The sequence below is a fragment of the Micromonospora sp. AKA38 genome, from assembly GCF_027925725.1.
Lineage (GTDB): Bacteria > Actinomycetota > Actinomycetes > Mycobacteriales > Micromonosporaceae > Micromonospora.
In genome coordinates, this window is the sequence record NZ_BNEI01000005.1 from 707,903 (window position 1) to 719,999 (window position 12,097).

Genomic DNA, 12,097 nt, shown 5'->3' on the forward strand with positions numbered 1-12,097 from the left:
GAAATCCCGGACGACTCCGGACGGCTCCGCGTCACGCACCGCCGGCGCCCCCGACGTCGGTACAAATCAACGACACATCTGGTGACGCCGCTGGCCAGTGCGGGTCTAGTAGGGGCATCAACCGATGCGTTTTCCAGGAGCTGCCGTGATCGAGTCGCTGTCGAGTGGCGGCGATGGGGCACCGCCCGACCCGGGGCGGGCCGACTCACTGGACGAGGTGGCCCGCACCCTGCGGAGCCTGAAAGTGTGGGCCGGCGACCCCTCCTACGACACGATCAAGAACCGGATCAACGCCGCCTGCCGGGCCGCGCATCCCGCCGGCCCGGTCATCGCCAGGCGGACCACAGTCGCCGACTGCTTCAAGACCGGCCGACGGCGGGTCAACACCGACCTGGTGATCGCCGTGGTGCAGGCGCTGCACCCGGACGTGGGCTACGTGGCGCAGTGGCGCCAGGCGCTGCGGGTCGTCAGCGGGGAGGCCCGCGCGGCGTCGCAGGTGCGGGTGTACGACACGCTGCCGCCGGACCTGCCCGGCTTCATCGGTCGTGCCACCGCGCTGCGCCGGCTCCGACAGGCACTCGACACCGGCGTGCACGGCGGCGTGGTCGTCGTCGCGCTGCACGGGATGGCGGGCGTCGGCAAGACCCAACTGGCGGTCCACGCCGCGCACGCCCGGCACCGCGAGGAGCCGTTCGACCGGATCCTGTTCGTCAACCTCCGCGGATTCCACCCCGACCCGACCCAGCCGCCGGCCGACCCGTCCTCCGTCCTCGAGGGTTTCCTGCGTCTGCTGGGTGTCGCCGGCCAGCAGGTACCGCACGGCCTGACCGCCCGCGCGGCCACCTACCGGCGTCTGCTGGCCGGCACCCGCACGCTTGTCGTGCTGGACAACGCCGGCGACGCCGAGCAGGCCCGCCCGCTGCTGACCGACACCCCGGGCTGCCCCGTGCTGATCACCAGCCGACGCGACCTGCGCGAGCTGCCGCACACCACCCACGTCGCGGTGGACCTGTTCACCCCGGACGAGTCGGCGGCCCTGCTCGCCGTCGGCGGATCGCACCTCCCCGGCGGCCCCGACCCGCACGCGATGGCCCGGATCGCCCACCGGTGCGGGCACCTGCCGCTCGCGCTCGGACTGGTCACCGCGCACATCAGCGGCACCTCCGGCTGGACGCTGACCGACCACGCCGACCGGCTCGACGAACGGCATCACCAACAGCGCCTCGACCTCAGCGTCGAACTTGCCTTCGACCTGTCGTACCGGCACCTGCCCGCCGACCGGCGCCGGCTGCTGCGCCTCGTGGCGGCACACCCGGGCGACGACTTCGACGCCCCGGCCGCCGCCGCCCTCGCCGGCATCTCCACCTGCGAGGCCCGAGCCCACCTGTGTCACCTGCACCGCGACCACCTGCTGCACCACGCCGCCCCCGGCCGCTACGCCCTGCACGACCTGGTGCGCGCCTACGCCACCAGCCGATGCGGCGACGAGGACCCGCCACCCGAACGCCGCGCCGCGCTGACCCGCCTGTTCGACTACTACCTGGCCGGCACGCTCGCCGCCGTGGATGTCCTGTACCCCGCCGGATCGCACCGCCGGGTGCCGTCGAACGGCGGCACCGTCGCCGCTCCGGCCGACCCGGACACCGCCCGCAGGTGGCTGGACACCGAACGCCCGACCCTGGTGGCCGTCGCCACGCACGCCGCCGCCCATGGCTGGCCCACCCACGCGGCGCACCTGTCGGCCGCCCTGTTCCAGTACCTGCACGGCGGACATCCCACCGACGCGCTCGTCATCCACGAACAGGCCCGGCACGCCGCGTGCCGTGCCGGCGACCCGGTCGAGCAGGCCCACGCGTCGACCAGCCTCGGCGCCACCTACACCCAGCTCGGCCGATACGCGTCGGCCGCCGAGCACCTCCAGCGGGCCGGAATCCTGTTCCGGGGGACCGGGGACCGGGTCGGCGAGGCCCGCGCGCTGATCAACCTCGGCGTCATCGAGTCACAGCTCGGCCGCAACCGGCCCGCCGCCGACAACTACCGCCACGCGCTGGCCCTGTTCCGGCAGGCCGGTCACCGGGCCGGGGAGGCGCACGCGCTGAACAACCTCGGTGAGGTCGAGGCGCAACTGGGTGAGTACGGTTCGGCCGCGAAACACGTGCAGCAGTCGTTGGCACTCTTCCAGCAGTTGGGCGGCCGGGCCAGCGAAGCCTGGACGCTGAACACCCTCGGTGACGTCGACATCCGGCGGGGACGGCACGCGGCGGCCCGGTCCCATCTGCGGCAGGCGCTGACCCTGTACCGCCAACTCGGCAATCGCACCGGCGAGGCCTGGACGCTGAACAGCCTCGGCGCGCTGCACACCCGACTCGGTCAGCGCACCGACCACCACCAACGGTCGCTCGACATCTTCCGCGAGACCGGCGAACGGTACGGCGAAGCCAGCGCCCTCAACGGCATCGCCGAAGCGGCCCGCCTGGCGGGAGAGCCGGCCGACGCGCTTCGTCACCACACCGCGGCCCACACGGTCGCGGTCGACATCGGCGCGCACCAGGAGCATGCCCGCGCCCACGCCGGCCTCGGTCACGTCCACCGCGCCCTCGGGGCGCCCGCCTCCGCCCGTCAGCACTTCCAACGGGCGGTGACCCTCTACCGCGACCTCGACATGCCCGAGGCCGAGCAGATGATCGTCCACCTCGGCGCCCTGGACGACGCCGATCACCGGCTGCCCTCCCCGCACCGTTGAGGCCCGATCGGCAGGAATCCCGCGACTTCTGTCTTCGACGCGGCCCGGCCGGCGGCGACCACATCCACCTGCCGAACCTGTGCCCGGGACCGCGTGGCGACCGCTCGCCCGCCCGGCCGAGCGGTCGGGCCCACTCCGGGGCACGATCGTCGCGGCGGTCGGGACAGTTCGTGCCGTCCGCCCCCGACACGCCGGGCCGCGTCTGCCGGTGTGCTTCCTGGTCGCGGGGCCGATCCGCTGGGAGCGATACCAACGGGGCGACGATCCACATCGCCCGGTCGCTACACTCCCCGACAGAGTCCGGAACCGCACCCGACACCCGGTGCGCCGACCAGGATCGGATGGAGACGCCAGTGACCCGCGACAAGGCCGCACCCCGCGGAATCGACCGCACCGTTCCCAGCGTGGCCCGGGTCTACGACTACTTCCTGGGCGGTAAGGACAACTTCGAGGTCGACCGGAAGGTCGCCGAGCACGCCCTGCGGATCACTCCGGACGGGCCGGCCGCGGGCCAGGCGAACCGGGCCTTCCTGCGCCGGGTGATCCGGTTCCTGGTCACCGAGGCCGGCATCGACCAGTTCCTCGACCTCGGGTCGGGGCTCCCCACCCAGGGCAACGTGCACGAGGTCGCCACCGAGCACAACTCGAACGCCCGGGTGGTGTACGTGGACAACGACCCGATCGTCCTGACGCACGGGCGGGCCCTGCTCGCCGCGGAGGGCACCGCGACGGTGATCCAGGCCGACATCCGGCGACCGCAGGAGATCCTCGACGATCCGGACGTCCGCCGGTTCCTCGACTTCGACCGGCCGGTCGGGTTGTTGCTCTTCGCGATCCTGCACCACCTCGGCGACGACGAGGAGCCGCGCGCGGTGTCGGCGGAGCTGATCGACGCGCTGCCGTCGGGCAGTTACGTGGCGATCTCGCACTTCCGTGACCCGGGCGAGCGGGACCCGGAGGGCTCCCGGAAGGCCCGCGAGGTCGAGCGGGTCTTCAACGAGTCGCTGGGCACCGGCCGTTGGCGTACCGACGAGGAGATCCTCTCCTTCGCCGACGGGCTGACGGTGCTGGAGCCGGGGCTGGTGCCGCTGGCCGAGTGGCGTCCGGATCCGGGCACGCCCGCGCCGAAGCAGACCGACACCTACCACACCTTCGTCGGGCTGCTCGCCCGCAAGCCCTAGGTCGTCGCGGCGTCACCGTCGAGGTGGCCGGTGGTGGCCAGGTGGCGGTACCAGTGGGCGCTGTCCTTCCAGGTGCGCTGCTGGGTGTCGTAGTCGACGCGGATGATGCCGAAGCGGCGGTCGTAGCCGTAACCCCACTCGAAGTTGTCCAGCAGCGACCAGACGAAGTAGCCCCGGACGTCCGCGCCCCGCGCGCAGGCGTCGGCCATCGCACCGATGTGCCGGCGCAGGTAGTCGACCCGCCGGTCGTCATGGACCCGTCCGTCGGCCGAGACCACGTCGTCGAACGCCGCGCCGTTCTCGGTGATCATCAACGGCTGGCCCGGGTACTCGTGACGCAGCCGCAGCAGCAGCTCGGTCAGGGCGGGCGGGTCGATGTTCCACCCCATCGCCGTGTGCGGGCCGGGCTGCGGCAGGAAGTCGACGTCGTCGGCGCCCACCCACGGGGTGTGTGCCGAGGCGCCGTGGCCGTCGGCGTCGGAGCGGGCCGTGTGTCCGTCCCCGGCCCGGACCAGGGTGCTGGCGTAGTAGTTGACCCCGAGCACGTCCAGCGGCACCGCGATCAGCTTCTCGTCACCCGGGCGCACGAACGACCAGTCGGTGACGGCGGCGGTGTCGGCCAGCAGGTCGGGCGGGTACGCCCCGTCCAGCATCGGGCCGAGGAACGCCCGGTTCGCGAGGGCGTCGATCCGCCGGACCGCCTCGGAGTCGGCGGCCGAGCCGGACGCGCCGCGCACGACGTGCAGGTTCAGCGTCACCGACAGCTCGGCGCTCGGCGCCAGCTCCCGGACCACCCGTCCGGCCAGGCCGTGCGCCAGGTTCAGGTGGTGCACCGCCGCCAGCGCGGCCGCCGGTTCGGTGCGGCCGGGCGCGTGCACGCCGGAGGCGTATCCCAGGTACGCCGAGCACCAGGGCTCGTTGAGCGTGGTCCAGGTGTGCACCCGGTCACCGAGCGCGGTGACGATCCCCGACGCGTACTCCTGGAAGCGCAGCGCGGTCTCCCGTGCCGGCCACCCGCCGGCGTCCTCCAGCTCCTGCGGCAGGTCCCAGTGGTACATGGTCGCCACCGGTCGGACGCCGCGCTCCAGCAGGCCGTCGACCAGCCGAGCGTAGAAGTCCAGGCCGGCGGCGTTGAACCGGCCGGAACCGCCGGGCTGCACCCGGGGCCAGGAGATCGAGAAACGGTACGCGCCGAGCCCCAGCTCGGCGATGTGGTCGAGGTCCTGCGGCCACCGGTGGTAGTGGTCGGCAGCCACGTCCCCGGTGTCGCCGCCCAGCGTACGCCCGGGGGTGTGGCTGTAGGTGTCCCAGATGGACGGGCCGCGGCCGTCCTCGGTGGCCGCGCCCTCGACCTGGTACGCCGCCGTGGCCGAACCCCAGACGAAGGTCTCCGGGAAGTCTCGTGCCGTCATCGTCCCGTCCTCTCCCTGCCGGCCACCACCACGCAGTGGTACGCCGACGACTCGCCCGCCACCAGCTCGGCGGTCGCCACGCCGTCGCGGAAGCCCACCTCGAACTCCGTGCCCGGCCCCTCGCCGGGTGCCGGGATGCGTACCCGCTGCCGATGCCCCTCCGCCGGGGCGTAGAGCCGCAGCTCCACCCCGTCGGCCCAGTCGTAGTCGGGCCGGTCGGAGCGCGCCCCGAACCCGATGACCGCGCCGGGCCGGACGAGCACCGGCAGGCTGTCGTACTCGTGCTTCTCGGTCACCCAGGCCGGCCCGGTGAGCTGCGCGCCGGTGACCAGGTGGGTCCAGGTGCCGGCGGGCACGTAGAAGGTGACCTGCCCGTCGGCGCTGAGCACCGGCGCGACCAGGATGTCGGAGCCGAGCATGTACTGCCGGTCGAGGTGCGCCACGGCCGGATCGTCCGGGAACTCCACGATCATCGGCCGCATCATCGGAATGCCGTCGCGGTGCGCCTCCTCGGCGATGGCCGCCAGGTACGGCATGAGCCGGAGCTTGAGCCGGGTGAAGTGCCGCAGCACGTCCACGGCCTCCTCGTCGTACGCCCACGGCACCCGGTACGAGCCGGAGCCGTGCAGCCGCGAGTGCGAGGAGAGCAGGCCGAACGCGATCCACCGCTTGAACACCGCCGGGTCGGGGGTGCCCTCGAAGCCGCCGATGTCGTGGCTCCAGTAGCCGAAGCCGGACGAGGCCAGGGACAGCCCGCCGCGCAGCGACTCGGCCATCGCGACGAACGTCGACTCGCAGTCGCCGCCCCAGTGCACCGGGAACTGCTGGCCGCCGGCGGTCGCCGAGCGGGCGAACACCACCGCCTCGCCCTCGCCCCGCTCGGTCTCCAGCAGCTCGAAGACCGCCTTGTTGTAGAGGTAGGCGTAGTAGTTGTGCATGCGTTGCGGGTCCGACCCGTCGTGCCACACCACGTCGGTCGGGATGCGCTCGCCGAAGTCGGTCTTGAAGCAGTCGACGCCCATGTCCAGCAGCACCTTGAGCTTGCCGGTGAACCAGGCCACCGCGTCCGGGTCGGTGAAGTCGACGAGCGCCATGCCGGCCTGCCACTTGTCCCACTGCCACACCGAGCCGTCCGGGTTGCGCACCAGGTAGCCGGCCCGGCGACCCTCCTCGAACAGGTACGAGCGCTGCGCGATGTACGGGTTGATCCACACGCACACCTTCAGGCCGCGCTCGTGCAGCCGCCGCAGCATGCCCTCCGGGTCGGGGAAGGTCGCCGGGTCCCACACGAAGTCGACCCAGTGGAACTGGCGCATCCAGAAGCAGTCGAAGTGGAACACCGACAGCGGCAGGTTCCGCTCGGCCATCCCGTCGACGAACTCGGTCACCGTCTTCTCGTCGTACGACGTGGTGAACGACGTGGACAGCCACAGCCCGTACGACCAGGCGGGCACCCGGGCCGGTCTGCCGGTCAGCGCCGTGTAGCGGCGCAGCACGTCCTTCGGGGTGGGCCCGTCGACGACGTGGTAGGTCAGCGACTGGCCCTCGACGCTGAACTGGGTCTGCGCGACGACCTCGGAGCCGACCTCGAACGACACGTGCTCCGGGTGGTCCACGAACACGCCGTACCCGGCGCTGCTGAGATAGAACGGCACGTTCTTGTACGCCTGCTCGCTGGCGGTGCCGCCGTCGGCGTTCCACACGTCGACCGTCTGGCCGTTCTTCACGAACGGGCCGAACCGCTCGCCCAGCCCGTACACCGTCTCGCCGACGCCGAGCGCGAGCCGTTCGTGCACGTACCGGCGGCCCTCGCCGTCGGTGACGATCCCGACGCTGCGCCCGGTGGACGCCGTGACCAGCCGGTCGCCGTGCCGGAACTCGACCCGCCACCCGTCGACAAGCGCGACCCGGACGGTCAGCTCGCCGGTGGTCAGCGACGCGCTGATCCCGGTGATGTCGACGGTGACCGGGTGGGTGTCGTCGGTGCGCAACCCGAAGTGGGGTTCGCGGGGCAGCCCGCCGCTGTGGTGGCCGATGGTCACCCCGACCACGCCGGGCGCGGGGGAGAAGAACCGGACGGTGACGACCGGGCGGTTGAGCGTGTCGCCCCGGCCGTTGATCTGACCGGCCGGCGCGAAGACGGTGAAGCCACGCTCGTCCATCTCGACCGATTCCACCGTGCCGGGGCGCAGCACGCTGACCCCCGGGCGCAGTTGCCAGTACCCGTCGGTGAACTTCACTTCTCGGCTCCTGCCGTGATGCCGCGCGCCAGAGTGCGCTGGAAGATGAGGAAGAAGAGGATGGCCGGCACCAGGCTGAGCAACGCGCCGGCGTTCGTCGTCGGGGCGTCCATCAGGCGGTCGCCCTGCAACGACGCGAGCGCGACCGGGATGGTCTGCGTCTGGTTGTCGATCAGCATGACCAGCGGGATGAGGAACTCGTTCCAGGTCCAGATGAAGAAGAAGATGAGCAGGACGGCGAGGGTCGGCCGCAGGTTGGGGAAGACCACCCGCCACAGCACCGTCCACTTGCCGGCGCCGTCCAGCGCCGCGGCCTCCAGCAGTGAGCGCGGGAACGTACCAAGCACCGAGGCGAGCAGGTAGGTGCCGAACGCGCTCTGGATGACGGTGAAGATGATGATCACCGACAGTCGGGTGTTGTAGAGGCCGATCTCCTTGGCCACGTAGTACAGCGGGTAGATCAGCGCCTCCTGCGGCAGCATGTTGGCCAGCAGGAACACCCCGACGATCCAGAGCCGGCCGCGGACCCGGCCGATCCCCAGGGCGTACGCGTTGAGCAGCGACACGACGACGCCGAGCACCGCCACGGACCCGGCGATGAGCGCCGAGTTCCACAGCTTCAGCGGGAAGTTCACCTCGGACCAGTACGTCCGCAGACCCCTGGTGTAGAACTCGGTCGGCCAGCTCAGCGGGCCGCCCGACGAGTAGTCACCGGGCGACTTGAACGCGTTGAGCAGCATGAACGCGAACGGCACCAGCATGACGAGCGCGCCGATGGTGACGCCGGCGAGCACCACCCACCGGCTGACGCCCCGGTGGTGCCGGTCGCGCACCGGCCGGCGCGGCGGGGCACCGGTGATCGTGACTGCCATGTCAGATCCCCCGGTCCCGGCGCTCGCTGCGGGCCTGCACCCCGATGAAGACCACGGCCACCACGACGATGATCACCGTGAGCACGGTGGAGATCGCGGAGCCGTACCCGACCTGGAGCTTCTTGAAGAACGTGTAGTACGCGAAGTACGACGGCACGTTGGTGGCGTTCTCCGGGCCGCCCCGGGTCAGCGCGAAGATCGGCCCGAACACCTTCAACGCGGCGATGGTGCAGGTCAGCGCCACCACGAACGTCTCCGGCCGGATCTGCGGCAGCGTGATCGCCCGGAACCGGCGCAGCCAGTTCGCCCCGTCGACCTCGGCCGCCTCGTACAGCTCCGGGTCGACCCGCTGCAACGCCGCCATGAACACGACCACCGGGTAGCCGATCTGCACCCAGATCATCACCGCCATCACCACCGGCAGCGCGGTGTCCGGGTCGCCCAGCCAGTCGTGGCGCAGCGCCCCGAGACCGACCGCGTCGAGCAGGCTGTTGAACGCGCCGTCGGGGCGCAGGATCCAGCCCCAGACGATGCCGGCGACCACCACGGGCAGCACCTGCGGCAGGTAGAACGCGGCCCGCAACGCCGCCGCCGTACGCGGTTTGAACCGACGCCCGACGACGTCGAAGAGCACCGAGGCGAGCAGCAGCCCGAGCAGGGTCGGCACCACCACCATCGCGACGATCATCGCCACGGTGTTGCGGAACGACGCCCAGAACACCTCGTCGTCCAGCAACCGCCGGTAGTTGTCCAACCCGACGAACGTGGGGTCACCGACCCCCGACCACCGGGTCAGCGACAGGTAGCCGGTGCCGACCAGCGGCGCGCCGATGACCAGGACGAACAGCGCCGCTCCGGGGAGCAGGTAGAGCCAGTACGCCGCGTCGCGGCCCCGCTGTCGGCGGCGGGACGGGGGAGCGGGGGCGGGGGTCGCCGCGGACGGCGCGGCGGCGACGGTGTCGGAGACTGCCATGGCGGATCCTTCCCGGCGGGGCGGCCGGGCGCACCGGTCGTGCCGGTCGCGCCCGCCGCTCGCCGTGTCACTTGCCGGTGATCTCCTTGACGCCGTCGGCGTACGGCTTGGCGATCGTGTCGAGCACCTGGTCGGGGGACTTGGACCCGTTGATCAGGCCCTGGAACCCGCCGACCAGCACGTCGTAGTAGCCGGGCACCGGCCAGTCCGGGTAGAAGGCCAGACCGTCCTGCTTGCTGACCGTGTTGAAGTCCTCGATCAGCTTGCGGTCCTTCGGGTCGGTGATCCTGGCGGGGTCGCCGGCCACCGGGACACCACCGTTGTTGCCGATCAGGTCCTGGATCTCCGGACGCAGGGTGATGTCGATGAAGTCGTACGCCAGGCTCTTGGCCTTGCTGTTCGTCGGGACGACCCAGAGGTTGCCGGACGAGCCGGCGTTCAGCCTGTTGCCCGGGAACAGGAAGGTGTCCCAGTTGGCCTTCATCTCGGCCTTGAAGCGGCCGTACCACCAGCTCCCCGAGACGATCATCGGCGTCTTGCCGGCGATGAACGCGGTGCCCATGTCCTCGGCCTTGAGGCTCGCCGAGTTCTTGGCCACGTAGCCCTTCCGCACCCAGTCGGCGAAGGTGTCCGCGCCGTACTTCAGCGGGTCGGCCTTGAAGTCGACCGGGTTTTTGTAGAGCTGGTAGTCGTCGACGAACGTCCGGTCGGCCTTCGACAGGGCCAGCTGGTAGAAGAGTTGCCCGGCCGGGTACTCGGCGCCGGCCATGCCCAGCGGGGTGATCTTCTTGCTGACGAAGGTGTCCATCGCGGCGGTCATCTCGGCCATGGTGGTGGGCACCGTGACGCCGTTGCGGTCGAACAGGTCCTTGTTGTAATAGACCGTGACGTACTCGCCGTAGTTCGGCACGCCGAACCAGTTGCCCGACCCCATCACGCCCTTGTCGGTGTAGCGGGCGGTGGTCTGGAGGCTGGGGCTGAGCTTGCCGGCCCAGCCGCGCTTCTCCGCCTCGTCGCTGAGGTCGGTGAGCAGGCCCTGGGAGGACAGCAGGCCGGCCGTCGCGTTGCCCTTGTTGTACTCCATGATGTCCGGGCCCTCGGACGAGTTGATGATCATGCCGGCGTTCTGCTGGATCTGCTCGAACGCCTTGCGCTCGAAGCGCACCTCCACGCCCGGGTGCTCGGCCTTGAAGATCTCGATGGCCCGGTCCCAGCCGACCCCCATCGCGCTGTTCTCGCCCTCGTAGTGCCAGAGCTTGAGGGTCTTGGCCCCGCTGTCGTCACCGCTGTCGTCGCCCCCGCACGCGGCCACGGTGGTCGTCGCGGTCGCCGCCAGGGCGAGCGCCGCGACGATCCGGCGGAATCGCTGCATTGCTATCCTCCTCGTTGAGTATCGAGCCGGTACTTCACTGGGTCCGTCGTCGCGTTGCCGCGCGGCGACGGGCCGTTTCTACTGGTCAGCCCCCATGAGTTGGCGGCTTCGTGGGGCTGCGGTCGAGCCCCGGATCTCCAGCGCGCACGGCAGCAGTTGCTGGTGTCGCTCGTCGCCGGCCCCGTCCAGGTGACGCACCAGCGCCTCGATCGCGATCCGGCCCAGCGCCGATCCGGGCGACGTCATCGCGGTCAGCGCCGGGGTGGCCAGCTCGGCGACCTGCGGCGAGGTGACCATCGAGACGACCGAGACGTCGTCGGGCACGGACAGCCCCCGCGCGGTCAGCTCGCCGAGGATGCCGAAGATCGCCGTCTCGTTCATGGCCAGCACGGCCGTCAGGCCCGGCGCTCGCGTCAGGGCGGCGGCCAGCGCCGCCCGGCCGCCGGCGGCGCTGTCCTCGGCCGGGATCATGACCGGTTCCAGGCCGTGGCCGGTCATGGCCGTGACAAAGGCGTCCCGGGTGCGCAGCGCCGGGCCGTAACCGCGGGTCAGGGTCTGCGCCGAGTGGTTGACGTAGACGATCTGCCGGTGCCCCAGCCCGACCAGGTGCGCCACCGCCTCCCGTACGGTCTGCCCGAAGTCGATGTCGACGTAGGAGAGCCCGTCGGTGTCCCCGGTGCGCCCGATCAGCACCAGCGGCACACCGGCCTCCTGGAGCGCGGCGACCCGCTCGTCGGCGAGCTTCACCTCCATCAGCACGACGCCGTCGAACATCCGCTGGCTGGCCAGCCGGCGCAGGTCGTCGAGGTCGCCGCCACCCCCGACGGGCGACAGGACCAGGTGGTAGCCGACGGCGCTGGCCGCCGCGGCCGCCCCGGTGACGAACGCCGTCTCGGTCGCGCCGAGGCCGCGCTCGTCCATCGGCAGCAGCAGGCCCAGGATCCGGCTGCGTCGGCTGGCCAGGCCGCGGGCCATGGCGTTGGGCTGGTAGTCCAGCTCGGTCATGGCGGCGCGCACCTTGGCCCGGGTGGCCGGGGAGATCGGCCGGGTGCCGGTGAGCACGTAGGACACGGTGCTGACCGAGACCTGGGCCAGGCGGGCGACGTCGTGCATGGTGGCCATCGCGCACCTCCTCCGGCCGGGCGTGGTACCGCGTTCGAATGATCGTCGAAGCGCTTCGACGAAGCGGTTCGACAGACGCTAGGCCGCTGTTTCGGCGACGTCAATAGCCGATGTCGAAAGACGTCACGCCACCGGTCCGCGAGGGTGGCCGGCCGGCTGGCGGCCGAACAGCCGGCGGTAGC

The 12,097-nt window shown here is 71.4% G+C and carries 8 protein-coding genes; 2 read left to right on the plus strand and 6 right to left on the minus strand.

Annotated elements, in window-relative coordinates:
* Nucleotides 1–145: 145 nt before the first annotated feature.
* A complete protein-coding gene (locus TPA0908_RS20585; RefSeq protein WP_281940308.1) occupies nt 146–2,743 on the plus strand; it encodes a tetratricopeptide repeat protein in 2,598 nt (865 codons plus the stop codon).
* A 341-nt stretch (nt 2,744–3,084) separates the two neighbouring features.
* On the plus strand, nt 3,085–3,924 hold the full coding sequence (locus tag TPA0908_RS20590; RefSeq protein ID WP_281940310.1) for an SAM-dependent methyltransferase: 840 nt from the start codon (nt 3,085–3,087) through the stop codon (nt 3,922–3,924).
* On the opposite strand, the gene TPA0908_RS20595 is transcribed toward TPA0908_RS20590, so the two are convergent.
* From TPA0908_RS20595 to TPA0908_RS20620, 6 genes are all read right to left on the minus strand, one after another.
* The gene (locus TPA0908_RS20595; protein ID WP_281940312.1) at nt 3,921–5,336 is read right to left on the minus strand and encodes a GH1 family beta-glucosidase; all 1,416 of its coding nucleotides are present in this window, start codon (nt 5,334–5,336) and stop codon (nt 3,921–3,923) included. The two genes, TPA0908_RS20590 and TPA0908_RS20595, sit on opposite strands and share 4 nt — an antisense overlap.
* Complete coding sequence (yicI, locus tag TPA0908_RS20600) at nt 5,333–7,576, minus strand: alpha-xylosidase (RefSeq protein WP_281940314.1); 2,244 nt, start codon at nt 7,574–7,576, stop codon at nt 5,333–5,335. The genes TPA0908_RS20595 and yicI overlap by 4 nt, the downstream gene beginning before the upstream one ends.
* A complete protein-coding gene (locus tag TPA0908_RS20605; protein WP_281940316.1) occupies nt 7,573–8,448 on the minus strand; it encodes a carbohydrate ABC transporter permease in 876 nt (291 codons plus the stop codon). The genes yicI and TPA0908_RS20605 overlap by 4 nt, the downstream gene beginning before the upstream one ends.
* Nucleotide 8,449: 1 nt before the next feature.
* A complete protein-coding gene (locus TPA0908_RS20610; RefSeq protein WP_281940317.1) occupies nt 8,450–9,421 on the minus strand; it encodes a carbohydrate ABC transporter permease in 972 nt (323 codons plus the stop codon).
* 67 nt (nt 9,422–9,488) lie between these two features.
* The gene (locus tag TPA0908_RS20615; protein ID WP_281940318.1) at nt 9,489–10,793 is read right to left on the minus strand and encodes an ABC transporter substrate-binding protein; all 1,305 of its coding nucleotides are present in this window, start codon (nt 10,791–10,793) and stop codon (nt 9,489–9,491) included.
* Between the two features lie 78 nt (nt 10,794–10,871).
* The gene (locus TPA0908_RS20620; RefSeq protein WP_281940319.1) at nt 10,872–11,915 is read right to left on the minus strand and encodes a LacI family DNA-binding transcriptional regulator; all 1,044 of its coding nucleotides are present in this window, start codon (nt 11,913–11,915) and stop codon (nt 10,872–10,874) included.
* Between the last annotated feature and the right edge of the window lie 182 nt (nt 11,916–12,097).